Source organism: Micromonospora orduensis (genome assembly GCF_006228125.1).
GTDB lineage: Bacteria > Actinomycetota > Actinomycetes > Mycobacteriales > Micromonosporaceae > Micromonospora > Micromonospora orduensis.
In genome coordinates, this window is the sequence record NZ_VDFY01000071.1 from 1 (window position 1) to 26,502 (window position 26,502).

21 protein-coding genes and 2 pseudogenes are annotated in these 26,502 nt (G+C 71.3%); 19 read left to right on the plus strand and 4 right to left on the minus strand.

Annotation, left to right across the window (positions count from 1 at the left end; all coding sequences use genetic code 11):
- Positions 1-328: 328 nt before the first annotated feature.
- Positions 329-535 (minus strand): annotated as a pseudogene (locus tag FHG89_RS34380) (glycosyl transferase family 1); the annotation flags it as partial.
- A 68-nt stretch (positions 536-603) separates the two neighbouring features.
- Positions 604-1,657, minus strand: a pseudogene (locus FHG89_RS02155) (glycosyltransferase); the annotation flags it as partial.
- An 89-nt stretch (positions 1,658-1,746) separates the two neighbouring features.
- Here FHG89_RS02155 and FHG89_RS02160 point away from each other — a divergent pair.
- The 13 genes from FHG89_RS02160 (at position 1,747) to FHG89_RS02220 (ending at position 18,001) form a co-directional block, all read left to right on the plus strand.
- Complete coding sequence (locus FHG89_RS02160; protein WP_139582334.1) at positions 1,747-2,607, plus strand: Fpg/Nei family DNA glycosylase; 861 nt, start codon at positions 1,747-1,749, stop codon at positions 2,605-2,607.
- A 264-nt stretch (positions 2,608-2,871) separates the two neighbouring features.
- Positions 2,872-4,443 (plus strand): sugar transferase, encoded by a 1,572-nt coding sequence (locus FHG89_RS02165; RefSeq protein WP_167517327.1) that lies wholly within the window; start codon positions 2,872-2,874, stop codon positions 4,441-4,443.
- A 39-nt stretch (positions 4,444-4,482) separates the two neighbouring features.
- Positions 4,483-5,709: a sensor histidine kinase gene (locus tag FHG89_RS02170; protein ID WP_139582338.1), complete on the plus strand. Its 1,227-nt coding sequence runs from the start codon at positions 4,483-4,485 to the stop codon at positions 5,707-5,709.
- Positions 5,706-6,464: a LytR/AlgR family response regulator transcription factor gene (locus FHG89_RS02175; protein ID WP_139582339.1), complete on the plus strand. Its 759-nt coding sequence runs from the start codon at positions 5,706-5,708 to the stop codon at positions 6,462-6,464. Before FHG89_RS02170 ends, FHG89_RS02175 begins: the two co-directional genes overlap by 4 nt.
- 65 nt (positions 6,465-6,529) lie before the next feature.
- Positions 6,530-7,192, plus strand: coding sequence for a DUF5701 family protein (locus tag FHG89_RS02180; protein ID WP_167517326.1), 663 nt, complete (start codon positions 6,530-6,532; stop codon positions 7,190-7,192).
- Between the two features lie 143 nt (positions 7,193-7,335).
- Entirely contained in the window at positions 7,336-9,411 is a 2,076-nt protein-coding gene (locus FHG89_RS02185; RefSeq protein WP_139582342.1) for a carboxypeptidase-like regulatory domain-containing protein, read from the plus strand.
- 170 nt (positions 9,412-9,581) lie between these two features.
- Positions 9,582-10,259 (plus strand): response regulator transcription factor, encoded by a 678-nt coding sequence (locus tag FHG89_RS02190; protein ID WP_139582344.1) that lies wholly within the window; start codon positions 9,582-9,584, stop codon positions 10,257-10,259.
- Positions 10,256-11,329: a HAMP domain-containing sensor histidine kinase gene (locus tag FHG89_RS02195; RefSeq protein ID WP_425280145.1), complete on the plus strand. Its 1,074-nt coding sequence runs from the start codon at positions 10,256-10,258 to the stop codon at positions 11,327-11,329. Before FHG89_RS02190 ends, FHG89_RS02195 begins: the two co-directional genes overlap by 4 nt.
- Entirely contained in the window at positions 11,326-13,065 is a 1,740-nt protein-coding gene (locus tag FHG89_RS02200) for a DUF4153 domain-containing protein (RefSeq protein WP_139582345.1), read from the plus strand. The genes FHG89_RS02195 and FHG89_RS02200 overlap by 4 nt, the downstream gene beginning before the upstream one ends.
- 44 nt (positions 13,066-13,109) lie before the next feature.
- A complete protein-coding gene (locus FHG89_RS02205; protein WP_225854217.1) occupies positions 13,110-13,523 on the plus strand; it encodes a DUF485 domain-containing protein in 414 nt (137 codons plus the stop codon).
- A gap of 1 nt (position 13,524) precedes the next feature.
- The gene (locus tag FHG89_RS02210; protein WP_139582347.1) at positions 13,525-15,165 is read left to right on the plus strand and encodes a sodium/solute symporter; all 1,641 of its coding nucleotides are present in this window, start codon (positions 13,525-13,527) and stop codon (positions 15,163-15,165) included.
- Positions 15,166-15,548: 383 nt separating this feature from the next.
- Positions 15,549-16,313, plus strand: coding sequence for an ABC transporter ATP-binding protein (locus tag FHG89_RS02215; RefSeq protein WP_139582349.1), 765 nt, complete (start codon positions 15,549-15,551; stop codon positions 16,311-16,313).
- Positions 16,298-18,001, plus strand: coding sequence for an ABC transporter permease (locus tag FHG89_RS02220; protein WP_425280146.1), 1,704 nt, complete (start codon positions 16,298-16,300; stop codon positions 17,999-18,001). The genes FHG89_RS02215 and FHG89_RS02220 overlap by 16 nt, the downstream gene beginning before the upstream one ends.
- On the opposite strand, the gene FHG89_RS02225 is transcribed toward FHG89_RS02220, so the two are convergent.
- Together FHG89_RS02225 and FHG89_RS02230 are read right to left on the minus strand one after the other, a co-directional pair.
- Positions 18,002-18,208, minus strand: a complete 207-nt coding sequence (locus tag FHG89_RS02225) for a DUF397 domain-containing protein (protein WP_139582350.1) — start codon at positions 18,206-18,208, stop codon at positions 18,002-18,004.
- Positions 18,205-18,990: a helix-turn-helix domain-containing protein gene (locus FHG89_RS02230; protein ID WP_139582352.1), complete on the minus strand. Its 786-nt coding sequence runs from the start codon at positions 18,988-18,990 to the stop codon at positions 18,205-18,207. The genes FHG89_RS02225 and FHG89_RS02230 overlap by 4 nt, the downstream gene beginning before the upstream one ends.
- Positions 18,991-19,587: 597 nt before the next feature.
- Between FHG89_RS02230 and FHG89_RS02240 the strand changes: the two genes are divergently transcribed.
- From FHG89_RS02240 to FHG89_RS02265, 6 genes are all read left to right on the plus strand, one after another.
- Positions 19,588-20,340 (plus strand): flavin reductase family protein, encoded by a 753-nt coding sequence (locus FHG89_RS02240; RefSeq protein ID WP_139582381.1) that lies wholly within the window; start codon positions 19,588-19,590, stop codon positions 20,338-20,340.
- 171 nt (positions 20,341-20,511) lie between these two features.
- On the plus strand, positions 20,512-20,877 hold the full coding sequence (locus FHG89_RS02245; protein WP_139582355.1) for a DUF485 domain-containing protein: 366 nt from the start codon (positions 20,512-20,514) through the stop codon (positions 20,875-20,877).
- Entirely contained in the window at positions 20,855-22,546 is a 1,692-nt protein-coding gene (locus FHG89_RS02250) for a solute symporter family protein (protein WP_139582356.1), read from the plus strand. The genes FHG89_RS02245 and FHG89_RS02250 overlap by 23 nt, the downstream gene beginning before the upstream one ends.
- Positions 22,547-22,625: 79 nt before the next feature.
- Entirely contained in the window at positions 22,626-23,603 is a 978-nt protein-coding gene (locus FHG89_RS02255) for an NAD-dependent epimerase/dehydratase family protein (RefSeq protein ID WP_139582358.1), read from the plus strand.
- 67 nt (positions 23,604-23,670) lie between these two features.
- Positions 23,671-24,897, plus strand: coding sequence for an LCP family protein (locus tag FHG89_RS02260; protein ID WP_139582359.1), 1,227 nt, complete (start codon positions 23,671-23,673; stop codon positions 24,895-24,897).
- A 382-nt stretch (positions 24,898-25,279) separates the two neighbouring features.
- Positions 25,280-26,311 (plus strand): LCP family protein, encoded by a 1,032-nt coding sequence (locus FHG89_RS02265; protein ID WP_244295108.1) that lies wholly within the window; start codon positions 25,280-25,282, stop codon positions 26,309-26,311.
- Positions 26,312-26,502 lie beyond the last annotated feature (191 nt).

Below are 26,502 nucleotides of genomic sequence, written 5' to 3' on the forward strand. Positions count from 1 at the left end.
ATGTTGCTGCCTCCGCGGCGCCGGAGGCACCAACATCCCTGATGTTATGCGGATCTTGCTGGACCGGCTCCCGGTCCCGTCGCTCCTGCGGCGGCAAGGGACGCCCACGCCATCAAGATCGCGCTCGATCCAGGAAAGAGGGCGATCCCGCCGCTCCGAGGCCACTACTTCCTGGATCGAGCACGATCTTCGCCGTTTGCGCGGCGCCGCCACATGGCGGCGTGGCCCTCGCACGGCGGCGCGGCCCACGCACGGCGGCGCGGGGCACGGCCACGCACGGCGGCGCGGGGCACGGCCACGCACGGCGGCGCGGCCTGCGGGCGGCGGGTCAGGCGGGGTTGGGTGTGCGGGCCATGCCGGCGTAGATGTCGATGAGCTGCTTGGTGACCACGTCGGGGTGGAAGGTCCGCTCATAGCGGGCGCGGGCGGCCAGCGTCAGCCCGGACGCGCCGGCCCGGGCCACCGGCAGGGCGGCGGCCAGCGCGGCAGGTTCGGGGGCGACCACCCAGCCTGCCTCACCGACGCCGAGACCGACGCCGGAGCCGGAGCCGAGACCGGAGCCGACGCCGAGACCGACGCCGGAGCCGAGACCGGCGGGCATGGCCGGCCCGTCACGTCCGGCGACGGCCGAGGCGGTCTCGGCCGGGCCGGTGCCGGCGGGTTCGTGTGGGGCGTCCGCTCCGACGAGGTACGGGATGCCGCCCAGCGCGGTGCCGAGGACCGGCCGGCCGCTTGCCAGCGCCTCGATGATCACGGTTGGCAGTACGTCGTGCCACATGGAGGCGGCGATCACGACCGCGCTCGCCTCGACGGCGGCGCGTACTCCGGCCCGGTCGAGCTGGCCGAGGTAGACCACGTCGGGCCGCTCGGCGGCTGCGGCCTCCACCAGCGGGCGCAGTTCCCCGTCGCCGGCGATCCGCAGCGTGCCCAGTGTGCCTACCGGGTGCCGACGCCAGGCGTCCAGCAGCAGGTCGGCGCCCTTCTCCGGGGAGAGCCGGGCCATGTAGAGGAAGCCGTCGCCAAGGGGCGCGGGCCGGCCCGGGTCGGGTACGGCGTTCGGCTTCACGACGATCCGGTCGTCCGGAATGCCGTACTCGCGGAGGTGGTCGGCGATCGCGGTGGTGAGCGCGACGTACCGGTCCACCGACCGCCAGGTCCCCCGGTGTACGGCCAGGGTGGTCGCCATCAGCGCGCTCTGCGCGGCCGAGTCGCGGTAGCACCGGTGCTTGATCGCCGGTACGCCCAGCGCCCGGCCCTTGCAGTCCTGGCAGATCACGCCGTCGCGGAAGTAGATCCCGGAGGAGCAGACCTGCCGGTAGTTGTGCACCGTCTGCACCACCGGCACGCCGTGCCGGTGCGCGGTCCGCACCACCCAGGGCGACAGCAGGGGGTACGGGTTGTGCAGGTGCAGAACGTCCGGTCGGTGCTCGGTGAGGAGCCGGCTCAGGTCGTGCTGGGCGCGGGGTGCCCAGATCGGCGAGATCGGCAGCAGCGCCTTGGCCGCCTTCGACATCGACGGGATCTCGTCCGAACTGCGGATGAACGGCAGCACCTCGACACCGGCCGCGGTGAGCTGAGCGATCTCCGAGTCGACGATCGTGTTCTCGCCGGAGGGCTGGGCTTCCCGGTACCGGTTGTGCGCCACCACGATTTTCACAGAGCTTGCCTTTCGTTCGCGGTCGTGCCGGCTGCGGGACTCGCAAGCTCATTCCTCGCGCTCACCGGAAAGAAGGCTACCGTTGTGTCGTGCCCGAACTACCGGAGGTTGAGGCGCTCGCGGGTTACCTGCGGCAGCGCGCGGTGGGCCGGCGTGTCGACCGGTTGGAGGTCGCCGCGATCAGCGCCCTGAAGACGTACGACCCGGCACCGACCGAGGTCGTCGGTCGGGCGGTGGTCGACGCCCGCCGGCACGGCAAGTTCCTGGACGTGGTGTTCGAGGGGGACCTGCACCTGGTGGTCCACCTGGCTCGGGCCGGCTGGCTGCACTACCGGGAGGCCTTCCCGTCCGGCACCCCACTTCGTCCCGGTAAGGGGCCGATCGCGCTGCGCGTACGTCTCGACGACGGGTCCGGCTTCGACCTGACCGAGGCGGGTACGCAGAAGAAGCTGGCCGCGTACCTGGTCACCGACCTGGCTGCGGTGCCCGGGGTGGCCAAGCTGGGGCCGGACGCGCTCGCTGCGGACCTGCCCACGTTCGCGGAGCGGCTGCGCAGCCGGCGGGGGCAGGTCAAGGGGGTGTTGACCGACCAGTCGGTGCTGTCCGGGGTGGGCAACGCGTACTCGGACGAGATCCTGCACGCCGCGAAGCTGTCCCCGTTCGCGATCACCGACCGGCTCACCGACGGGCAGCTCGCGACCCTGCACGCGGCCACCCGGCAGATCCTCGGCGACGCCGTGGAGCGGTCCGTCGGCCAGCGGGCCGCGGAGCTGAAGGGTGAGAAGCGCTCGGGGCTGAAGGTGCACGCGCGTACCGGGCTGCCCTGCCCGGTGTGCGGGGACACGGTGCGGGAGGTGTCGTTCGCCGACTCCAGCCTCCAGTACTGCGCGACGTGTCAGACCGGCGGCAAGCCGCTCGCTGACCGACGGTTGTCCCGACTCGTACGGTGAGTAATTCCACGCGCCGACTACAGAGCGGAATCGACCCGACTGAGCCGAAGCTCCGGTCCACCGTTCTCGCCACAGGCGTATCCATCGGTATAGTGGCCCGGTCCCCGGCTTCTGAAATGGTGCGGAGCCGGCCAGATCCCGCCGGCACCATCAGTCGCCAATCTCCTTCGGGGCGGCGACCGGTCGGAGCCCGCGTGGGAGACTGGGACGGTGGGCGACCCGGGCCCTCACTGCGAGTGAGCGGCACGTGTCATGCGGGAGGACATGGGTGAGGTGACGGCAAGCCTCCAGCGCCCGGTATCCAACGAAGGCCGGAGCAGACTCGTGCGGCACGTCGACAGCTTCGAGATCCAGCCGCCGACACCGCCGACGCACAACGGCGTCCCCCGGTCGGCGTGGGCCAGGGCGCGTCGCCGCGTTTCCCGCTGGCACCGGCCGTACACGGCGATCCTGCTCGTGCTCGACTTTGGTGCGGCGGCGTTCGCCAGCTGGATCGCGATCCAGCTGTTCGACCAGGCGGCCTCCGGTTTCTCCGGCACCAACCAGGATCCGACCTGGTTCCACACCATCTCCTACCTGCTGCTCCCGCTGGGCTGGGTGGTCATCCTCTGGAGCAACCGGGCGTACGACCGGCGCTACCTGGGGCTCGGCCCGGACGAGTTCAAGCGGGTGATCCGGGCGTCGGTGACGGTCGCGGCGAGCGTCTCCTTCCTCGCCTTCGCCACCAAGACCCAGCTCTCCCGGTACACGGTCGGCACGGCGCTGGTCGGCGCCACGGTGCTGATCCTGTGGGGCCGGTTCGTGGCCCGCTGGGCGCTGCACTACATCCGCCGCCGGGCCGGCCAGGCCGCGCACCGGATGGTGCTGGTCGGCACCCTGCCGGAGTGCCTGGAGGTCTACGCGGCGGTCACCCGCAGCCCGGCGGCCGGGCTGGTGCCGGTCGCCATCCACATCACCGACGGGTACGCGGCGGCGCGGGGCATGCCGACCCCGGTGCCGGTGTACGCGGGCCGCGACGTCCTGGCCCTGGTCCGGGAGGTCGGCGGGGACACCATCGCGGTCTGCGGCTCGGCCAGCGCGGAGCCGGGTGAGCTGCGCCGGCTGGCCTGGCAGTTGGAGGGCTCCGGCGTCGATCTGGTGGTCGCACCGCAGCTGACCGACATCGCCGGCCCCCGGGTGCACATCCGGCCGATCGAGGGTCTGCCGCTGCTGCACGTGGAGGAGCCGACCCTCTCCGGGCCGGCGCTGCTGGCCAAGAACCTGATGGACCGGGTGGCGGCCGGCCTGGGCCTGCTGCTGCTGGTTCCGCTCTTCCTGGCGATCGGCGTGGCGATCCGGATCTCCGACCCCGGGCCGGTCTTCTTCCGGCAGCCCCGGGTGGGGCACGAGGGGCGCACGTTCCGGGTGTGGAAGTTCCGAACCATGTACGTCGACGCCGAGGACCGGCTGGCCAGCCTGGTCGACCGGAACGAGACCGACGGCATGCTGTTCAAGATGAAGCAGGACCCGCGGGTCTTCCCGGTCGGCCGTTTCCTGCGGGCCTCGTCGCTGGACGAGCTTCCCCAGTTGATCAACGTGCTGTGGGGCGAGATGTCGCTGGTCGGGCCTCGCCCGCTGCCGGCCGACGACGGTGACTTCCTCGGCGACGTACGCCGCCGGCTGCTGGTCCGCCCTGGCATGACCGGCCTGTGGCAGGTCTCCGGCCGCTCCGATCTGTCCTGGGACGAGTCGGTGCGACTGGATCTCTACTACGTCGACAACTGGTCGCTCGCGTACGACCTGAGCATCCTGTGGCGCACGGTCGGGGTGGTGCTCGCCCGCAAGGGCGCGTACTAGGGGGTTGGCGCGCCGGCCCGCACCGGCAAGGATCGCTGCGTGGGTGGCAACCTCTCCGCCGTGGTCGGCGTCGTCTCACTGGTCACCGCGTTGGCCGCGGCTCTGTGGGCGGTGCTGCGGCTGCGCGCCCGCCGGGGGATCGCCACGGCCACCCAGCGGGCCACCTACGAGGTGCTGCACACCGCCGGCCTGGCCGCCGAGCCGCTGCGCGCCGGGTTGAGCGAGGCGGGCGCGGCGAAGGCCGTACGCCATCTGCGGGCACTTGTGGGCGCGGTCGGGCTGGCGCTCACCGACGCCGACCGGGTGCTCGCCCTCGACGGGCGCGGCACGCACCACGGGGAGCAACTGCTCGCGGCGGCCGGGCGGACGGTGGCGTCGGGGCGCTCGACGGTGCTCGGTGAGCACGAGTTGCGCTGCGACCGGGTCGACTGCCCGATCCGGGGGGCGGTGGTCGCGCCGTTGCAGGGTGCGGACGGTCGGGTGGTCGGCGCGCTGGTGGCGATCGCCGACAGCGCTCCGGCGCCGGGGCTGGTGCAGGCCACCCTGGAGACGGCGCACTGGGCCGGCAACCAGCTCGCCCTGGCCGAGCTGGACTCGTCGCGGGAGCGGCTGGCCCGGGCGGAGATCCGGGCGTTGCGGGCGCAGATCAGCCCGCACTTCATCTACAACGCGCTGACCGCGATCGGCTCGTTCGTCCGCACCGACCCGGAGCGTGCCCGGGATTTGATCCTGGAGTTCGCGGAGTTCACCAGGTACTCGTTCCGGGCGCACGGGGAGTTCACGACCCTCGCCGAGGAGCTGCGGTCGATCGACAGGTACCTGACGATCGAGCGCGCGCGTTTCGGTGACCGGTTGCAGGTGCGGTTGCAGATCGCCCCGGAGGTGCTGCCGGTGACGCTGCCGTTCCTCTGCCTCCAGCCGCTTGTGGAGAACGCCGTCCGGCACGGGTTGTCCCGCAAGCCGGGCACGGGCATGGTGAGCATCGAGGCCCGGGACGCGGGCGCCGAGTGCCACATCACCGTGGAGGACGACGGAGTGGGAATGGACCCGACCACGTTGACCGCCGGCATCGCCGAGCTGGCGCGCGGCGCCGGTGACCCGGGCGACGACACGGGCCAGCACGTCGGCCTCTCCAACGTCGACGAGCGGCTGCGCTCGGTCTTCGGGGACCGGTTCGGCCTGGTCGTCGAGACGGGGCTGGGGTCGGGTACGAGGGTGAGCATGCGGGTGCCGAAGTTCCACCCCGGTGTGCGGGCGGGCTCGTGACCACGGGGTTCCTCCGGGTGCTGGCGGTCGACGACGAGCCGCCCGCGCTCGACGAGTTGGCGTACCATCTGCGGGCCGACCCCCGGGTGGCCCGCCTGCACACGGCCGGGGACGCCACCGAGGCGCTGCGGCTGCTGCGCGACGGCGACGTCGACGTGGTCTTCCTGGACATCCGGATGCCCGGCCTGGACGGCATGGAGCTGGCCCGGGTGCTGCGCCGCTTCGCGCGACCACCGGCGATCGTGTTCGTCACCGCGTACGACGACGGCGCGGTGGACGCGTTCGACCTGGGCGCCACGGACTACGTCCGCAAGCCGGTGCGCGCGGACCGGCTGGCCGAGTCGCTGCGCCGGGTGATCGGCTCGCGGGTGGTGCCGTCGCATCCGGCGGCGCTGGCCCGGGCCGAGGAGGACCCGACCATCCCCATCGAGTTGGCCGGCACCACCCGGATGCTGCCCCGTTCGGCGGTGCGGTGGGTGGAGGCGCAGGGCGACTACGCACGCCTGCACACCGCCGAGGGCTCGCACCTGGTGCGGGTGTCCCTGGCGACCCTCGCGGAGCGGTGGGCCGACGCCGGTTTCGTCCGGGTGCACCGGTCGTACCTGGTGCAGTTGAAGTTGATCGCGGAGTTGCGGCTGGTGAACTCCGGATACGTGGTGGTGGTCGACTCGACCGAGCTGCCGGTGAGTCGCCGGCACACCCGGGAGCTGAAGGACAAGCTGGTCAGGGCCGCGAAACAGGATTGGAACCGTTGAGCCGGGGATGAGACGGTCACTGTCGTACGTTGTACGCTAGTCCGTACGACAACCGGGAGGCCACCGTGTCCGAAACCCCGTTCGACGCCGCGACCGAGTTCGACCGCCAACTGGACCGGCTGGTGCGGTTGGGCTACCCGGCCCTCGCCGGGCTGACCGAGACCGCCTTCCGCGACCTGGTCGCGCCGCTGCGCGACAGGGCGGCCGAGGGCGCCGCCGGCCTGCCCGCCCCCACCGACGCGCGGGTGCCGTTCCTGCTCGTCACCACCCGCGACCTGGTCGGGGTGCAGGAGCGACTGGAGCTGACCACGCTTGCCGGCAAGCGCAAGCCCGGCGTCCTCGACCGGAACTACGCCGCGGACGACCTGCCGCGCTTCGACCCCATCAAGGAGCTGGAGGTGCCGGCCGCGCCGGCGTACCTGCTGTTCGACGTCGACCGGGGCGAGGAGTTCCGCAACCTGCCGCCGGCCACCGCCATGGAGGGCATGACCGCACAGGACCGGCTGCCCCTCACCATCGACGAGGGGATCGCGTTCATCACGCTGCACCCGGCAGCGCTGGCCAGCAACAGGTGCTTCTCGCTCGTCGGTTCCCGATGCGGCGACAAGCGGGTGCCGGCACTCTGGATCAGTCAGGGCGCACCGAAGCTCGGCTGGTGCTGGTACGGCAACCCGCACACCTGGCTTGGCTCCGCCTCGGCCCGGCCGGAACGCGTCGGCCTGGACTGATCGTCAGTCCACAGCAGAGGGTCGGCCGGTTCCGCGCGCATCGCCGGTGACCTATCCTCCGTGTGCCGATCCCGTACGGGGCGCAGGGTCGGTGCGGGCGGAGCCTGCTCAGGCCGCCCCACCACCCTCACATTGGGACATCGATGCAGCTATCCCCAGCCCGCCGCGCCCTGCTGGCCGGTGGCGTCGTGGCGGCACTCGTGCTGCCCGGCGCCACCCCGGCCCAGGCCGCGGCGACGGGCGCGGTCAGCGGACGACTGACCACCAACGCCGGCACCGCCGCCGCCGAAATTCTCGTACAGGTCTACCCGGCCGACGGGTACGAGAGCGTCGGTCAGACCAACACCGACGCCGACGGCAACTACACGGTCACCGGGCTGCCCGCCGGCTCGTACACGGTCGGCTACTTCCCCTGGACACAGCCCGAGCAGTACCACCACCGCAAGGCGATGATGTGGGACGCCGACCCGGTGACCGTCACCGCCGGCGGCACCACCACCGTCGACGAACAACTCTTCGGCACCGGCACCATCAGCGGCCGGATCGTCGACAGCGCCGGACGGCCGGTGCCCGACCTGGGCATCAACGCCAACGAGGTCGACACGTACAACTGGGCTGGTGGTCGTACCGACGAGGACGGCCGGTTCACCATCACCGCGCTGCCCGGCCGCTACCGGGTGAACTTCAACCCGATCGAGGGCTCCTACCAGAGCCAGTACGTGCCGGGGAGCCTCGACGAGGAGGCCGCCACCATCTTCCAGGTCGGGGCGGACACGGCAGTCGAGGTCAACGAGACGATGCTGCCGGTGGGCGGCCTCTCCGGACGGTTCACCACCGCGACCGGCGCGCCGCTCGCCAACGCCCAGGTCGACATCACCACCGCCAACATGTACGGCGGGGCGTGGACGGAGACCGACGCGAACGGTGAGTTCAGCGTCCAGGTGCTCCAGGGCTCGTACAAGGTGGGTGTGATCTCCGGTGAGCGCCAGCAGTACTACCGGGGCAAGCTGACCTCCGACGAGGCCAACCTGGTCCAGGTCCTCGGCGGGCGGCAGACGACCATCGCGGACAGCCTGCTCGGCACCGGCTCGGTCAAGATCACCGCCGTCGACTCGGTCACCGGCGCGCCCGTCGCCAACTTCTGCGCCGACTCGGGGTGCAGCAACGGCAGCGGCACGGTGACCGTCACCGGCCTGCCCCAGGGCCGTCACGACCTCTACGTGTACGCGCCGGACAAGCGGTACTTCTCCCGCGAGCTGACGCGGGTACGCGTGGAGGCGAACGGGACCACAAACCTCACCGTGAAGATGCGGCCGGGCGCGGTCATCACCTCCACCATCGTCGACAGGCAGACCGGCGCGCCGCTGCGGGACGTCTGCCTCGACGCGTACCTGCCCAAGCAGGCCGCGCTTCGGGACGGCTACGGCGAGTGCAGCGACCGCAACGGCCGGATCCAGGTGGGCCCGCTGGTCGGCGGCACCTACAAGCTCTTCGCGCTGCCCCAGGAGGACGTCTACGGTCGCCAGTGGGTGGGCGCCGAGGGTGGCACCGGTGACGAGCGGCAGGCCGTCCCCGTGGTCGCCACCGTGGGGCAGGTGACGACCGGCCCGACGGTCCGCATGGACCGGGCCGGCACGGTCACCGGCACGGTCACCGACTCCACAGGTAAGCCGTTGACGAGCGTCGACATCTCGGTGCTGACCGGTCACCCCGGGGTCGGAGTGCAGGACGCCAGCACCGACGAGCGTGGCGTCTACACAATCGATCGGCTCGGCCCGTACGCCTGGCCTCTGGTGTTCAGTGGCCACCCGTGGGCCAGCGAGTGGTCCGGCGACAAACCGAGCCGCTTCACCGCCACCCCGGTGACCGTCACCGCCGGAGCGACCGCCACCCAGGACGCCCAACTCGACCAGGGCGTCGCTCTGACCGGCACCTTCCGTACGCCCGACGGCACCCCCTTCACCGGCGGGTACGCCATAGCCCGCAGCGTCGACACCGGCGACATCGCGGGCAGCGGCTGGATCACCGACGGGCAGTTCGACATCCGGCTCAAGGGCCCGCAGCGGGTCTTCTTCACCTACAACGCCTACCTCGGCGAGGATCAGCACGTCGACGGTCGCTACCTGGTGACCCAGCCGGACGGCACCCGCAAGCTGGAGCGGTTCACCGTCCCGGCCAGCGGCAGCATGTCAGTGGACCTGGTCGTACCGATCAGCTGACTGTCGTGTCACAACGGGGCCGGTGGCGTCGCCACCGGCCCCGCTTCGTCGGGTGGCCGGAGACCGACCGGCATGTCCGCCGGAGTTATCCACAGGCGTGAGCCGTTCTCCACAGGTTGTTCACAACGCCACCCACCGATCTCCACGGCGGCTCAATACAGTCAGGCCCCATGAAGGAACGCCGGATCCTGGTTGTCGAGGACGAGCGCACCATCGCCGAGTCGGTCGCCGCCCGACTCCGCGCCGAGGGTTTCGTCGTGGAGATCGCCACGGACGGCCCCAGCGCGGTCGAGCGGTTCCGGACCGGGCAGCCGGACCTCGTCGTCCTCGACGTGATGCTGCCCGGCTTCGACGGCCTGGAGGTGTGCCGGCGGATCCAGGCGGTCCGGCCGGTGCCGGTGCTGATGCTCACGGCCCGCGACGATGAGACCGATCTGCTGGTCGGGCTCGCGGTCGGGGCGGACGACTACCTCACCAAGCCGTTCTCGATGCGCGAGCTGGCCGCCCGCGTACACGTGCTGCTGCGCCGGATGGAACGGGCCGCGACCCCCGCCCCGCCCGCCATCCGCCTCGGCGACATCGAGATCAACGAAGCCGAGCGGCGGGTCCGCCGGTCCGGCGAGGACGTGCACCTCACACCGACGGAGTTCGACCTCCTGCTCCACCTCGCAGGGCGGCCCCGCACGGTCCTGCCCCGGGAGCGGCTGCTCGCCGACGTGTGGGGTTGGGCCGAGGGCACCGGCACCCGCACTGTCGACAGTCACGTCAAGGCGCTGCGCCGCAAGCTCGGCGCCGACCTGATCCGGACCGTCCATGGCGTCGGGTACGCCCTGGAGGTGCCCGCGTGATCGACCAACTGAGGGACTGGCTGGATCGGGTGCTGCCCCGTCCACTCGACCCGGTCCGCTCGATCAAGATGAAGCTCGGCGTCCTGCTGGTCGCCTCCTGGGCCGTGGCCATCGGCTACTTCTGGTACGGCATCGGTTGGCTCCCACCGGGCACGTCGATCACGGTCATCTGCATCGCGCTTGTCACCTCGCAGGTGCTCGCCCACGGGATGACCTCACCGCTGCGGGAGATGACGGCCGCCGCCGGGGCGATGGCCCGGGGCGACTACACCCGTCGGGTACGCGCCACGTCCCGGGACGAGGTCGGTGAGCTGGCCCAGGCCTTCAACAAGATGGCCGAGGACCTGCACGCCGCCGACCAGCGTCGACGCGAACTGATCGCGAACGTGTCGCACGAGCTGCGGACGCCGATCACGGCCCTGCAGGGCGTCCTGGAGAACATGGTGGACGGGGTGGCCGAGCCCGAGCCCGCCGCCCTGCGCGCGGCGCTGTCCCAGACCGAACGGCTCGGGCATCTCGTCGCCGACCTGCTGGATCTGTCCCGCCTCGACGCCGGGGTGGTGCCGCTGCGGCGGGTGCGCATCGACGTGGGGGACTTCCTCGACGAGGCGGTGGAGCACGCCACCGCCAGCGCGTCCGGGGCCGGCCTGGACGTGCGCTTCGAGCTCCGTGACCTGCCGGAACCCCTGACGGTGCGCGCGGACCCGTGGCGGCTGCACCAGGTCTTCGCGAACCTGCTCGACAATGCGGCGCGGCACAGCCCACCAGGCGGCACCGTGCGGGTCAGCGCCGAGGAGCACGGCGACCAGCTCCGCTTCGAGGTGAGCGACGAGGGCCAGGGCATCCCGCCAGCCGAGCGTTCCCGGGTGTTCGAGCGGTTCACCCGCGGCGACCGGTCGGCCGGCGGCGGAACCGGGCTGGGCCTGGCCATCGCCCGCTGGGTCGTCGAGTTGCACGGCGGCCGGATCGCTGTCCTCGATCCCGCCGGACCGCACCGGGGCGACCAGCCCGGCTGCCGCATCCAGGTCACCATCCCCAGTGACGCGCCACACCGAAGAGAGGCCGCATGACCAGCCCTGGCAGCACTCCACTCCCGGCCGGCGGGCCGACCGGCCCGCAGGTCACCCCGACTGCCCGACCGGGTCCGGCTGCCCCGCCGGCCGCCGCCCGGCCGCAACCGGGGCCGCTCGCACCGGCCCTGCCGAGGCCGCCGTCACTGATCGAGCGGCGCTGGCCGGGGCCGCCCAGGGCCGCCCGTCCGCTGGTCCTGGCGGCGTTGACGGCGGCGGCGGTCGTCGGCGCGTCGACGCTCACGACCGTCCGTCCCGGCCTCGGCTGGCTGGTGGCCGCGCTGGCCGCCGTCGCCGCCCTCGCCACCGCCAGCGTCGTCCGTTCCGGGACGCCGTCCCCGGCCACGGCGGCCACCGCCCGTCCCGATGCCACGGGGGCACCGGGAACGGCAGCGACCGCCCGTCCCGATGCGCCGGAGGCACCAGGCCCAGCGACCGCCCGTCCCGATGCCACGGGGGCACCGGGGCGGGCGGCGCAGATCGCCTGGGCCGTCGCCACGGTCGCGCTGGTCGGCGTCGGCACGGTCCGGGCCGCCGGCTGGCTCTTCGCCCTCTGCCTGCTCGCCGCCGTGGTGACCGGGACGCTCGCGGTGACCGGCGGGCGGAGCCCGCTCGGGATGCTGCTCGCCGCGACGCTGCCGCCGGCCGCGACGGTACGGGCGCTCCCGTGGGCGGCACGCGGGCTGCGCAGCCGCCGTGCGGCGGGGTCGGGGATCGAGGTCGGACGTGTCGTCACCAGCCTGGCGATCTCCGCCGGCCTGCTGCTGCTGTTCGGGATGCTCTTCTCCTCCGCCGACGCGGTCTTCGCCGACCTGGTCACCGGCCTGCTGCCCGACATCTCGCCGCCCGGGATGATCGGTTGGGCGTTCCGCCTGCTGCTGATCGGCGGTGGCCTGCTCGGTGCCGCGTACCTGCTCAGTCGCCCGCCCGACCTGGAGGGCCTGCGGCCGGAACCGGGCCGACCGGCACACCGGCTGGAGTGGACGATCCCGCTGGTGCTGCTCGACGCCCTGTTCGCCGCGTTCGTGCTGGTCCAGTTGACGGTGCTGTTCGGCGGCGCCGGGCACGTGCTGCGCACGGCCGGGCTGACCTACGCCGAGTACGCCCGCGGCGGGTTCTGGCAACTGCTCGCCGTCACCGGGCTCACGCTGCTGGTGATAGCCATCGCCGCCCGTCGGGCACCGAAGGCCACCCGGGCGGACCGGGTGCTGGTCCGGGTGCTGCTCGGCACGCTCACCGCTCTCAGCCTGGTGATCGTCGCCTCGGCGCTCTACCGGATGCAGGTCTACGCCGACGCGTACGGCGCCACCCGGCTGCGACTCGTCGTGGCGACCACCGAGTTGTGGCTCGGGCTGCTCTTCGTCCTCGTCGGGGTGGCCGTGGTGCGGCTGCGGGCCGAGTGGCTGCCCCGGTTGGTGATCGGCACGGCGGTGCTGGCGCTTCTCGGGTTGGCGCTCGTCAACCCGGACCGGCTGATCGCCGAGCGGAACGTGGACCGCTATCTCGACACCGGCCGCCTGGACGTCAGCTACCTCTCGGGGCTCTCCGCGGACGCCGTACCGGCCCTGGACCGGTTGCCCGAGCCGATGCGGACCTGCGCGCTGCGGGAGATCGCCTTCGAGCTGCCCCGGGACGGCTTCTGGGCGACGAACCTCGGCCGGGAACGAGCCCGGCCGGTCCTTGACCCGGTCCGGGCGACAGGCGGCACGACGAGCTGTGGGCTGACCCGCTGGTGAGCGCGAACGCTTGACAATCGCGCCGTGCGGGCGAGACTGCCGGGGTGGCCAAGCAACTCCCTGACGTGGGGTCGGGCGGTGCGGTACCGCCGCCCCGGCGGGCCCGGATCGTGCTGGCCGACATCACCCGGCAGGACAGCCGCGCCGAGCGGACCCGCGCCGAGCTGGCGCAGCAGACCCAGGTCGGTGAAGCGCTGGTACGCGGCCTGGTCCGGGCCCAGCTCGCGTTGGCGCTGCGGCTCTCCCTGGTGGTGGCCATCGGGCTGGGCGGGCTGCCCTGGCTGTTCGCCATCGCGCCGTCGCTGGGCCGGACCACGGTCGCCGGCGTCAACCTGCCGTGGCTGCTGCTCGGGGTGGCGTCGTTCCCGTTCCTGATCGGGGTGGGCTGGGCGTACGTGCGGTTGGCCGAGCGCAACGAGCAGGACTTCACCGACCTGGTGCAGCGGCCGGAGCGCTGAGGTGGGCAACGACTTCGTGGTCCCGGCCATCGTCGCGGTAACCCTGGTCACCGTCGGGATCGGCTTCTACGGGCTGCGGCTGGCCCGGACCACCTCCGATTTCCTGGTGGCGTCGCGGGCGATCAGCCCGACGTGGAACGCCGCCGCCATCGGCGGGGAGTACCTGTCGGCGGCGAGTTTCCTCGGCATCGCCGGGCTGGTCCTCAAGTACGGCGTCGACGTGCTCTGGTACCCGGTCGGGTTCGCGGCCGGCTATTTGGCCCTGCTGCTCTTCGTGGCCGCGCCGCTGCGCCGCTCCGGAGCGTTCACCCTGCCCGACTTCTGCGAGCTGCGGCTGGGGTCGCGCCGTTTGCGCATCCTCGCGACCGCCTTCGTGATCTTCATCGGCTGGTTGTACCTGGTGCCGCAACTCCAGGGCGCCGGGCTGACCCTGGCCACGGTGGCCGGCTCCCCGTACCCGGTCGGTGCCCTGCTGGTGGCCGCCGTGGTCACCGCGAACGTGGCGCTGGGCGGCATGCGGGCGATCACCTTCGTCCAGGCGTTCCAGTACTGGCTGAAACTGACCGCTCTCGCCGTACCGGTGATCTTTCTGGCCCTGCAGTGGCAGGCCGACGGCCGCCCGGCGGTGACCCCGCCCGACGGGCCGACGTTCCGGGCCGCGACCACAGTCGTGGTCGAGCACCGCGCGACCCTCACGCTGCCCGACGGTGAGATCCGGGAGGTACGCCCCGGCGACGAACTGTCCTTCGCCGCAGGTGACCCGGTGCCGGACGTGTCCGGGGTGGCCACGGACGCCGACGACTGGCTGCTGCCCAGCGCCGCCGGTGCCGACGACCGGGGCCTGTTCGCCACGTACTCGCTGATCCTGGCCACCTTCCTGGGCACCATGGGCCTGCCGCACGTGCTGGTGCGCTTCTACACCAACCCGGACGGAGCGGCGGCCCGCCGGACCACCCTGGTCGTGCTGGCGCTGGTCGGCGTCTTCTACCTGCTGCCCACCCTGTACGGGGTACTCGGCCGGATCTACACGCCGCAACTGCTGATCAGCGGGCAGACCGACGCGGTGGTGGTGTTGCTGCCCGGCGCGGCCCTCGGCGACGGGCTGATCGGGCGGCTACTCGCCGCGCTCGTCGCCGCGGGCGCGTTCGCGGCGTTCCTCTCCACCTCGTCCGGGCTGCTGACAAGCGTCGCCGGAGTGATCTCGACGGACGTGCTCGGTCGCGGCTCGGTACGCGGGTTCCGGCTGGCCACCGTCATCGCCGGTGGTGTGCCGGCGGTGCTGGCGCTGCACGTCTCCGGGCTCGACGTGTCGCAGGTCGTCGGGCTGGCCTTCGCGGTGGCCGCGTCGAGCTTCTGCCCGCTGCTGGTGCTCGGCATCTGGTGGCGCGGCCTGACCGACGTGGGCGCCACCGCCGGCGTGGTGGTCGGCGGCGGCGCGGCGATCGGCGCGGTGCTTGTCACAGTGCTCGGCCCACCGCTGACCGGCTGGCCGGCCACGCTCATCGCGCAGCCGGCCGCCTGGACGGTGCCGCTGGCCTTCACCGTGATGGTGGCGGTGTCGATGGCCACCCGCCGGCGGGCCCCGGCCGACGTCGCCGCCACCATGCTCCGCCTGCACACCCCGGAAGCCCTCCGCATGTAGCCCCACGAGCCGCGAGCCCGGGGGCGCGCGTCAGTCGGTGAGCTTGGGGTGGCCTGTGCCTGCATGCTTGATCCAACAGATGCGGGCCTCGTGGTCGGGCAGATACCAGATGCGACCGCCAGCGGTCACCTCGTACTGCCACTGCGGCAGCGTCTTGCCGTTGTGCTCGGCGGTGCCGCTCGGCGGACCGCGCGAGCACGGGAGAGCCGATCCGCCGTCTCGGTCGGCTGGCGCAGCAGCTCCGAGAACGGCACGGACTCCGAGGGCATCGACATGACCCCATCACTACTTCAGTAGTACGCGCTGACACTACGACTTCAGGATGACTTCTGTCCGTCCGCCGCCGGACGGCGGAACTGGCGATCGACGGATAACGTCGGCGCATGACTGTTGAGCACCCCGCGCTCGCACTGCGTGGCCTGGCCAAGCGGTTCGACGGCACGATCGCGGTGGCCGGCGTCGACCTGGACGTCCCCGCCGGCTCCTTCTACGGCCTGCTCGGCCCGAACGGTGCCGGCAAGACCACCACCCTGTCGATGGCTGTCGGGTTGTTACGACCGGACGCCGGCTCGGCCCAGGTGCTCGGGCACGACGTCTGGCAGGACCCGGTCACCGCCAAGCGGCTGCTCGGCGTGATGCCCGACGGGGTCCGGTTGTTCGACCGGCTGACCGGGGCGGAGCTGCTGGCGTACAACGGGTTGTTGCGCGGGATGGACCCGGCGGTGGTCGACCAGCGGGCCGCTGAGCTGCTGGACGTGCTGGCGCTCGGCGACGCCGGCCGGACGCTTGTGGTGGACTACTCGGCGGGCATGAAGAAGAAGATCGGTCTGGCCTGCGCGCTGCTGCACGGCCCTCGGCTGCTGGTGTTGGACGAGCCCTTCGAGGCGGTCGACCCGGTCTCGGCCGCGCTGATCCGCGACATCCTGACCAGGTACGCGGCCGGTGGCGGCACTGTGGTGTTCTCCAGTCATGTGATGGAGGTCGTCGAGCGGCTCTGCTCGCACGTGGCGATCCTGGCCCAGGGCGTCATCAAGCGGGTCGGAACGATCGACGAGGTCCGTGGCGGTCGCTCCCTGGAGCAGGTCTTCGTCGAGGTGGTCGGCGGGCGTACCGCGACCGGCGAGGAGTTGTCGTGGCTCTCCCGGTGAGTGCGGACGCCACCCCCGCCGCCCCCGTACGGTCGGTCTCCGCTCGCCACTTCGTGCGGCTCAAGCTGCGGGTGATGGGCAACAACTTTCGGGGCCAGGGCTGGCGGATCGCCCTGTTCATCGGCGGCGCGTTGCTCGGGCTCTGGTTCGCCGCCGGCGGTTTCTTCCTCTTTGCCGCGCCGGGCCTGACCGGCAACGGCGAGTACGCGGTGCTGGTCGCGGCGGCGGGTGGCGGGCTGCTGGTGCTCGGTTGGCTGCTGCTGCCACTTGTCTTCTTCGGTGTGGACGAGACACTCGACCCGGCCCGGTTCGCGCTGCTGCCGCTGCCCCGGCGCACGTTGGTGACCGGCCTGTTCGTGGCGGCCCTGATCAGCGTGCCGGTGCTGGCGGTGCTCATCGCGTCGTTCGGGCTGGTGCTGACCGCCTGGTCGTTGGGTGGCTGGTCGGCGGGGCTGACCGCCGTCCTGGGTGTGCTCGCCGGGCTGCTGCTCTGCGTGGCCGCCAGCCGGGCGGTGACCAGCGCGTTCGCCACCATGTTGCGGTCCCGGCGGGTCCGTGACCTGGCGGCCGTGCTGCTGGCGGTGACCGCCGCGTTGCTCGGCCCGTTGCAGGTCTTCGGCCTGGCCGCGCTGCGCGAGGCGGACTGGGCGCGGCTGGCCGGCGTGGCGACAGTGATCGGTTGGACGCCGTTGGGCGCCCCGTGGACCGCCGGCATCGACGTGGCCCAGGGGCGGGTGTGGGCGGCACCGGTCAAGGTGCTGATCACGGTGGCGACGCTGGGCGCCCTGCTGACCTGGTGGTCCCGGTCGATCGAATCGGCGATGGTGGGTGCGGCGAGCGCCGGTAAGGCTCCGGTGCGACGCGGAGTTGCCGACGGCGCGGTGGCCCAACTGTTTCCCCGGGTCGCCGGCTGGGCCCGCCGGGACCAGTTCGGTGCCCTGGTCGCCCGGGAGGCCCGGTACTGGTGGCGGGACGCGCGCCGCCGGGCCAACCTGATCACGATCGCGGTGGTCGGCATCTTCGTGCCAGTGATGATCAACGTTACCGGCGGGGACTTCGCGGCCATGGGCGAGGAGGGGTTCACGGCGGCTGCCAGCGACAGCTCACCGGTGGTGGTCACCATCTCCATGCTCTTCGTCGGCGTACTCGCCTCGGTCACCCTGGCCAACCAGTTCGGCTTCGACGGCAGCGCGTACGCCGCGAACGTGGTGGCCGGGGTGCCCGGCCGGGTCGAGCTGCGGGCACGGATGACGGCCTTCTCGCTGTACGTGCTGCCGATGCTGGCGGTCGTCGGGGTGGTGCTGTCGGTGCTGATCGGTCACCCCGGTTGGATCGGGCTCACGATCGGCAGCCTGGTCGCCACCTACGGCGCCGGGCTGGCGGTGAACAGCCTGGTCTCGGTGCTCGGGGCGTACTCGCTGCCGGAGACGAGCAACCCGTTCGCGATGAACAGCGGTGCGGGCCTGACGAAGGGGCTGCTCACCCTGCTGGCCATGCTCGCCTCGGCGGTCGCCGCGGTGCCGATGGTGGTGGCAGCCGCGCTCCTCGGCGACGCGTGGCTCTGGCTGGCCCTGCCGGTCGGCGTCGCGTACGGGCTGGGCGCGGCGCTGCTCGGCGCGTACCTGGCCGGCGACGTGCTGGACCGACGCCAGCCGGAGCTGCTGGCCACGGTCACCCCGCGCCGCTAGCTAGCCGGCGCGTCGGCCGGGGGTACGGGCAGCGTCGGCGAGGAAGCCACGCCACGCCGCCGGAGCGAAGGCGAGGACCGGGCCGGAGCGGTCCTTGCTGTCCCGGACCAGCACCACACCGGGCAGGTTGCCCGCCACCTCGACGCAGTTGCCGCCGGAGTCGGTCGACCGGGTGGAGGTGCGCCAGCGCGGCTCAATCATCGTCATGGTGTCACCTTCAGCTTCCGGATCAGATCCATTGAGGCACTTGTCGAGAGCGCTTCGCCGAGCAGACTATCCCATTTGCGATCAATCAATCGGAGCATTTCCGGGTCGTCCATGACGTGTCCGCGAGCGGCATTCTCCAGGTAGAGCACCCTGTCCCCGTCTGGCAGATCAGCGAACACGAAGCCGCCGCCGAGGCCGACATGCTCACCGACGTTCAGTGGAATGACGTGCAATCTGGTGAACGGGAGTTCTGCCACCTCAAGCAGTCGGCCGAGCTGGGCGTTGAGCACGGCGTGACCGCCCACCGGCCGGTGAAGTCCCATCTCGTCAACCAGGAAAACGCACATTGGCGGCGCTTCCCTGGACAGCAGCAGTTGGCGTTCCAGACGAACCGCGACAAGCTCGTCAACCACAGCCGGCGAATGCAGCCCGCCCGCTGAGATGACGGCGCGGGCATATTCCTCGGTCTGGAGGAGGCCGGGCACGAGACATGCCTCGAAGGCACGTAGACGTGTCGCCTTCTGCTCGTATCCACGCCAGGGAACAAACCAGGATGGGCCGCGGTCCTGGTCCGCGGCCTTGAGAAGTTCGGCGAGGAGGCCGCCGGTGGCGAGGGCTTCGTCGGCGGCGACCGCGAACTCCATTGTCGGCCGGCGTCGGCCGGTTTCGATTGCCGCCACCGTGGAGGGACTCCAGCGGGTGGCCGTCGCCAACGCCTCCTGGGACATCTCGGCACCGGCCCGGGCAGCCTTCAACGCCCGTACCCACATTTCGACGTTCATCCTTACCTCTCCGGTAAGTACGTGACCGCGCTGCGTAGTAAGCACTGGAATCCTCCCTTGTTCGCGCCCTTCCGTCCAGGGTGGAGGACGCGCGGCCCGGCCGGTGGAGGCGACGTCCCGGCGACCGGGTCCTGCGTCGGGCCGCCCCGGTCATCCCCCGATCGGGGCGGCCCTCGTCGACCGGGAGGAGATCAGCCATGTTCGGGTTCATCCGGGGCAGGAACGGGGCGCGGTGGTCGTACCGGAGAAGGAAGCCGGCGCCGACGGCGGCGCCGGGCGCGGAGGGGTCGCCGGGCGTGCCCGCTCAGCCGCCCGGGTGGGCGGACGGGCCGACGGTGGCCCTGCCGCGACCGGGCCGGGCGGGCTGGCTCACGCCGGCGCAGACCTGGCGCGCGAACGGCGGCCGATGGTGATGTGTGCCGCCGCCCGGGAGCGCCACCGGCCGCACGGTCCCGCAAGCGATATGACTCTGGGGCATGAATATGACTCAGCGTCATATCGCACAAAGAGGAAGTGCCCTCCGACCGTCGGACCGGCCCGGTCGATCCCGTCACGGCGGCCCGACGGAGGTCGCTGGTGACCCGGCCGCACCTGCCGATGCGGCCGCTCTGGAGGTGTCGGAGTTGCGGCGCCCTCTGGCCGTGCCAGCCGGCGCGGCTGGCGTTGCTCGCCGAGTACCGGCACGACCGCGTGGGGCTGCTGGTCTACCTGGGCGCCCTGATGGCGGAGGCCGGCGACCAGCTCGCCCGGCTCAACGGGCGACCCGCCGACCTGCACGAGCGCTTCCTGGGCTGGGCACGCGGCCGGGGCGGCACAATGTTTCACGTGAATCATGAGCCGGGTGCCGAGATCCACCACACCGATCCGTTCGCGGTCCCGACCGGGCAGCGATCACCGGTACGCCGGCTGCGCGGTCGCCTCGCCGCGCCGGTCACGCTCTGGACGGCACCGGGTCCGGCGGGGCTGACCGTCTCGTCCACCCTGGTCGCCGAGGGCGAGCCGGACCGGCTGCTCGGTCTGATCGACGCGGAGTCCGACCTGTGGGCGGCCGTCGAGGACGCGGGGCGGTTCGCGGTCGCGCCACTCGGCCCGCCGCACCGGCAGCTCGCCGACCGGTTCGCCGGCCTGTTCCCGTCCCCGGGCGGCCTCTTCGCCACCGGGACGTGGACCGACACGCCGTACGGGCCGGTGCCGGAGGACGCCGGCGGCTGGGTGGGATGCCGGCTGGACAGCGCCCGTGAGTACGGCTGGGCGCTGCTGGTGGAGGCCACCATCGAGACGGTCGACCTGGCCGAGGACACGTCTCCGCTGCTGCACTACCGGGGTCGCTACCACGAGCTGCCGGGCTGAGGAGGCCCGGCAGCTCGACCGGTCACCGGGGTGATCTGGGTCACTTGGCGCAGCGAGCCAACCGTTCGGCGCACTCGGCGACCGGTGTCGATCTCAGCCTTCCCCGCCGAGGAGTGCGCTCTTTACGGTGCGCGAAACTCCTCTGACGCCTGTGAAGGTGGTGATCCACAAATGTCCACGGACACACCCGCTCCGGCCGCTTCCCAGTCGGACAAGTACCTGGCCGTACAACGGTCGGACGAGTTCGCCGGGCTGCGGCGTACGTTGCGCGGCTTCGTCTTCCCGATGACCGTCGCGTTCTTCCTGTGGTATGCGCTCTACGTCATTCTCTCCGCGTACGCCCGGGACTTCATGGGCACGAAGCTGTTCGGCAGCAACATCAACGTCGCGCTCGTCTTCGGCCTGCTCCAGTTCGTCTCCACGTTCCTGATCGCCTGGCTGTACTCCCGGTTCGCGGACCGGAAGATCGACCCGGTCGCCGACCGGATCCGTGCCGAGATCGGGGAGGTGACCCATGACAACGGTCCACGCGGCTGACCTGCTCCTCGCTGCCGAGGCGGGCAACCACACCGCCCGCAACCTGACCATCACGCTGTTCCTGGTGTTCGTGGCGGTGACCCTGGCCATCACCATCTGGGCCAGCCGGCAGACGAAGACGGCTACCGACTTCTACGCGGGTGGCCGGTCGTTCTCCGGCTTCCAGAACGGCATGGCGATCGGTGGCGACTACATGTCGGCCGCCTCGTTCCTCGGCATCGCCGGCATCATCGCGCTCTACGGCTACGACGGCTTCCTCTACTCGATCGGCTTCCTGGTCGCCTGGCTGGTGGCCCTGCTGCTGGTGGCGGAGCTGCTGCGCAACTCGGGCCGGTACACGATGGCCGACGTGCTCGCCTTCCGGATGCGCCAGCGTCCGGTGCGTACGGCGGCGGCGGTCTCCACCATCACGGTGTCGATCTTCTACCTGCTGGCCCAGATGGTCGGCGCGGGCGCGCTTGTCGCGCTGCTGCTCGGCATCAAGCCCGGGACGACCTTCCTCGGAATGGACGCCGCCACCGCCAAGGTGGCCACCATCATCATGGTCGGCGCCCTGATGATCATCTACGTGACCGTTGGTGGCATGAAGGGCACCACCTACGTGCAGATCGTCAAGGCGTTCCTGCTGATGGGCGGCGCGCTGCTGATGACCCTGCTGGTGCTGGCGAAGTACAAGTTCAACCTGTCGTCGCTGCTCGGCGACGCCGCCGCCTCCTCCGGCAAGGGCAGCGCCTTCCTCGAACCAGGTCTGCGGTACGGCGTCGAAGTGGCCGGCAACGCGACACAGACCTTCTACAACAAGGTCGACCTGCTGTCGCTGGGCATCGCCCTGGTGCTCGGCACCGCCGGCCTGCCGCACATCCTGATCCGCTTCTACACCGTGCCGACCGCCAAGGCGGCCCGCAAGAGCGTGCTCTGGGCGATCGGCATCATCGGCACCTTCTACCTGCTCACCCTGGCCCTCGGCTTCGGTGCGGCGGCGCTGGTCGGCAGCGAGGCGATCACCGCGCAGGACAAGGCCGGCAACACGGCGGCACCTCAGTTGGCCGAGGCGCTCGGTATCGACTTCTTCGGTGGCGACCTGGGTGGTGCCGCCCTGTTGGCGATCATCGCGGCGGTCGCCTTCGCCACCATCCTGGCGGTGGTCGCCGGGTTGACCCTGGCCTCCTCGTCCAGCCTGGCGCACGACTTCTACGCGAACGTCATGAAGAGGGGCGAGGCGTCGGAGCGTCAGGAGGTACGGGTCGCCCGGATCTCCGCCCTGGTGATCGGCGCGGTCTCCATCCTGTTGTCGATCTACGCGCAGAACCTGAACGTGGCGTTCCTGGTGGCGTTGGCCTTCGCGGTCGCCGCCTCGGGCAACCTGCCGGCGATCCTCTACAGCCTGTTCTGGCGGCGGTTCAACACCTCCGGCGCGGTGTGGGCGATCTACGGTGGCCTGCTCTCGGCCGTACTGCTGGTGTTCTTCTCGCCTGTGGTCTCGGGCGCGGCGACCTCGATGTTCCCGGACCACGACTGGCAGTGGTTCCCGCTGTCCAACCCGGGCATCCTCTCCATCCCGTTCGGCTTCCTCTGCGGATGGATCGGCACGCTCATCTCCAAGGAGAACGACGAGGCGAAGTACGCGGAGCTGGAGGTGCGCGCCCTCACCGGTTCGGGCGCCCACTGACACTCCGGACGGGCCCCCGCCGACGCCACGCGTCAGCGGGGGCCCGTTCCCGTATCCGGGGATCGGTAGGCTGACCGGCATGAAGGTTGCTGAGCGCTTCGGTCCCGGTCACCGCGTCCTCGTCACCGGCGGCGCCGGATTCGTCCCGTCGCACCTGGTGGACGCCCTGATCGCCCGCGGTTGCACGGTGGTGGCCCTGGACAACTTCGTCACCGGCTCCAAGGAGAACGTCGCCCACCTGCTCGACCGCCCCACCTTCACGCTGGTCGAGGCGGACATCTCCGACGGCCTGCCGACCCACCACCCGGCGCTCGCCGAGCGGTTCGACGCGATCCTGCACATGGCCTCGCCGGCCAGCCCCACCGACTTCGCCCAACTGCCGGTGGAGATCCTGCGGGTCGGCTCGGTGGGCACCCTGCACCTGCTGGACCGCGCGGTCGCCGACGGCGCCCGGTTCCTGATGGCCTCCACCTCCGAGGCGTACGGGGACCCGAAGGAGCACCCGCAGCGCGAGACCTACTGGGGCAACGTCAACCCGATCGGGGTGCGCAGCGTCTACGACGAGGCGAAGCGCTTCTCCGAGGCGGCCACGATGGCGTACCACCGCTACCGCGGGCTCGACGCGGCCATCGTCCGGATCTTCAACACGTACGGCCCGCGGATGCGCCCGGACGACGGTCGGGCCATCCCCACCTTCATCTCCCAGGCGCTGCGCGGCGAGCCGCTCACCGTGCACGGCACCGGCAACCAGACCCGGTCCATCTGCTTCGTCGAGGATCTGGTGCGCGGCATCCTGCTGCTGCTCGACTCGACCGAGACCGGTCCGGTCAACTGCGGCACCGAGCATGAGTTGACCATGCGGCAACTCGCCGAGTTGATCGTGTCGCTCTCCGACAGCAGCTCGCAGGTGACCTACATCACCCGCAGCGCGGACGACCCGGAGATGCGTCGCCCGGATCTGACTCTCGCCCGGGAACTGCTCGGATACGAGCCGACCGTGGCACCCGAAGACGGCCTGCGACGCACGATCGAGTACTTCCGGGCGCGGCTAGGGTAACCGGCCCGGCCGATCGCTGAGTGTCGCCTGAAGGCGGTGGTGGCTCGCACTCCGTACCCTGAGTTACATGTCAGCGACATCGTCTGCCGGCGTTCCCCACCCGTACCTGCACCGCAGCGCCGGGCGCGCCTCGGTGCCCAGCCCCGACCGGGGCGCCTCCGGGCGTGCCCGACCGACCGAGGCACGCTGGTACCCGTCGCCCGAGGATGAGCAGCCCGGTCCGGGCGGTCCTGGCGGGCCGACGGGGCCCGGCAGGACCGGTGGCACCGGCGGGTCCGGTCGGCGCGGGCCTCGGCCGCGCTGGGGTCGGATCGGCCTGGTGGCCGGCGTGACGGTCCTGGTCCTGGCGCTGCTCGGCGGCCTCGGCGCGTGGCTGTACGCCCGCAACCTCGACGGCGACCTGGCCCGCACCGACCCGTTCGCGGAGATCACCGGAGGTCGTCCGGTCAAGCCCGTCGAGGGTGCGCTGAACATCCTGCTGGTCGGCAGCGACTCGCGGGACCCGGACGCGCCGGTCGACAGCAAGAGCCAGTGGCGGGCCGACACGATCATCGTGATGCACATTCCGGCCGACCACCAGGAGGCCTACCTGGTCTCCATCCCGCGTGACCTGTACGTGCCGATCCCGGAGAGGGCCGGCGCGGACTGCGGCTCCGGGCAACGCGCGAAGATCAACGCGGCGTTCGCGTTCGGTGGGCTGCCGCTGGCGGTACGCACCGTGGAGTGCTTCACCGACGTCCGGATCGACCACGTGATGGCTATCGACTTCGGCGGCTTCAAGGAGGTCACCGACGCCCTCGGCGGGGTCGACCTGAAGGTGGAGCGGACCATCACCTCGATCCACAAGCCGTACCGGACGTTCACCAAGGGCACCAACCACATGGACGGCGCGGAGGCGCTGGACTGGATCCGGCAGCGCAAGCAGTTCCCGGACGGCGACTTCGCCCGCATGCGGCACCAGCAGGAGTTTCTCCGTGCCCTGATGGACAAGGCGGCGAGCACCGGCACGCTGGCGAACCCGAAGAAGCTCAACGACTTCCTCCAGTCGGTGACCAAGGCCGTAACCGTCGACCAGGGTTTCTCGGTTACAGACATGGCGCTGCAGTTCCGCAATCTGCGCGGCCAGAACCTCACCTTCGTGACCAGCCCGAACTCGGGCAGCGACACGATCAACGGCGAGTCGGTGGTGGTCTCCGACCGGGAGAAGGCGTTGGCGATGTACCGGGCCATGGCGGCGGACACCATGGCGGAGTGGGTCAAGGCCAACCCGCCGAAGGGTAGCGACGGCGGGTAATCGGACGCCCACCGCCTGGTCCATCGAATGGCGACGATAGACCGGATCGCGGAAAATGCCGCCCGGATGGACCACTGATGAACTCGCCAAGTCGAATCGATGTACGTACAGTGGTGCCGCCCCCTCCTGATCACGAGCTGGAGCACGAATGCCGGTTCAGGCCAGTCGTCGCCCTTCGTCCACCGGATCCGCCGCCCCCAGCGGGCGGATCGCCGCGTCCATCCCTGTGCAGCCGGGCCGCTCAGGCGGCGGGGCGGGAGGGCGGCCGCCCGGTGACGGTGGTGGCGCAGGCCGGTCGGGCGGTAGTGGGCCGGCGAAGAAGCGGACCCGACGCAAGGATCCCCTCTGGGCCCGACTGACCGTGATCTTCGGTGCCGTGCTGATGCTCAGCAGCGGGGTGGCCATCGTCGGCGGCAAGGTGCTGATCGGGCAGGCGACCGGCGACATCGCCCAGCGCAACCTGCTGGGTGAGGCCGGCAAGTCCGACGCCGAGGGCGGTGCGAGCCTGGACGGCCCGATCGACATGCTGCTGCTCGGCGTGGACGCGCGGGAGCGCTGGGCCGCCGACGACGTCCGCTCGGACAGCATCATCATCCTGCACATCCCGGCCTCGCACGACCAGGCGTACCTGATCTCCATCCCGCGGGACACGCAGGCGCAGATCCCGCCGTTCAAGGCGAGCGGCTACACCGGCGGCACCGACAAGATCAACGCAGCGTTCCAGGCCGGCGCCCGCAACGGCGGCGGCTGGGAGGGCGGTGCCCAGCTGATGGCGCAGACCATCAAGCGACTCACCGGCGTCAGCTTCGACGGCGCGGCGATCATCAACTTCGGCGGGTTCAAGAACGTCATCGACACCCTCGGCACCGTGAAGATCTGCGTGAGCCACGAGGTCAAGTCCAAGCACATGTCGTTCGTCGACGGCAAGCCGATGTGGAACGCCGACGCCAAGAAGACCGGCAAGCGGATGACGCCGGTGGTGCACAAGAAGGGCTGCCAGGAGATGGAGGGCTGGGCGGCCCTGGACTACGCCCGGCAGCGCTACGGTCTTCCGGGTGGCGACTACGACCGCCAGCAGAACCAGCAGCAGCTGATCAAGGCGATGGCCCGCAAGGCCACCGACGGCGGCACGCTGACCAACCCGGCGAAGCTGAACCAGCTGATCAAGGCGGCGGGCAAGGCGTTCGTGCTGGACACCGGTGGCGCCAAGATCGAAGATCTGATCTTCACCATGCGCGGGGTGACCGCGAACGAGCTGACCATGTTGAAGACCAACAACGGCACCTTCAACAGCAACGGCCAGGGCGCCGAGGCGTTGAGCCCGGAGACCATGGAGATGTTCCAGGCCATCAAGCAGGACAAGCTCGCCGAGTTCATCTTCGCCCACCCCGAGGTGATCTCCACCCGCAAGTGACGGCTGCGGCGGCGGCCGAAGTCGCGGAAACGCCGCACCCACCCGTCACCGTCCGTAGTCTGACGTGAGCAGGTTTCACGTATCGGCTGCGGGGAGGCGGTCACGTCCAGGTCCGGACGCAACGCGGCAGGTCCGGCCGGCTCGGCCGTACCCGCCCGGTCCCGTCGCGCCCGGGGGCCACGGATCCTGCT

Excerpts from the sequence above, each read along its gene's own strand:
- FHG89_RS02190 (WP_139582344.1), top strand. The coding sequence starts at position 9,582 with ATGAAGGAACGCCGGATCCTGGTTGTCGAGGACGAGCGCACCATCGCC.
- FHG89_RS02165 (WP_167517327.1), top strand. The coding sequence starts at position 2,872 with ATGGGTGAGGTGACGGCAAGCCTCCAGCGCCCGGTATCCAACGAAGGC.
- FHG89_RS02250 (WP_139582356.1), top strand. The coding sequence starts at position 20,855 with ATGACAACGGTCCACGCGGCTGACCTGCTCCTCGCTGCCGAGGCGGGC.
- FHG89_RS02200 (WP_139582345.1), top strand. The coding sequence starts at position 11,326 with ATGACCAGCCCTGGCAGCACTCCACTCCCGGCCGGCGGGCCGACCGGC.
- FHG89_RS02215 (WP_139582349.1), top strand. The coding sequence starts at position 15,549 with ATGACTGTTGAGCACCCCGCGCTCGCACTGCGTGGCCTGGCCAAGCGG.
- FHG89_RS02240 (WP_139582381.1), top strand. The coding sequence starts at position 19,588 with ATGCGGCCGCTCTGGAGGTGTCGGAGTTGCGGCGCCCTCTGGCCGTGC.
- FHG89_RS02185 (WP_139582342.1), top strand. The coding sequence starts at position 7,336 with ATGCAGCTATCCCCAGCCCGCCGCGCCCTGCTGGCCGGTGGCGTCGTG.
- FHG89_RS02255 (WP_139582358.1), top strand. The coding sequence starts at position 22,626 with ATGAAGGTTGCTGAGCGCTTCGGTCCCGGTCACCGCGTCCTCGTCACC.
- FHG89_RS02225 (WP_139582350.1), bottom strand. The coding sequence starts at position 18,208 with ATGACGATGATTGAGCCGCGCTGGCGCACCTCCACCCGGTCGACCGAC.
- FHG89_RS02260 (WP_139582359.1), top strand. The coding sequence starts at position 23,671 with ATGTCAGCGACATCGTCTGCCGGCGTTCCCCACCCGTACCTGCACCGC.
- FHG89_RS02230 (WP_139582352.1), bottom strand. The coding sequence starts at position 18,990 with ATGAACGTCGAAATGTGGGTACGGGCGTTGAAGGCTGCCCGGGCCGGT.
- FHG89_RS02265 (WP_244295108.1), top strand. The coding sequence starts at position 25,280 with ATGCTCAGCAGCGGGGTGGCCATCGTCGGCGGCAAGGTGCTGATCGGG.
- FHG89_RS02245 (WP_139582355.1), top strand. The coding sequence starts at position 20,512 with ATGTCCACGGACACACCCGCTCCGGCCGCTTCCCAGTCGGACAAGTAC.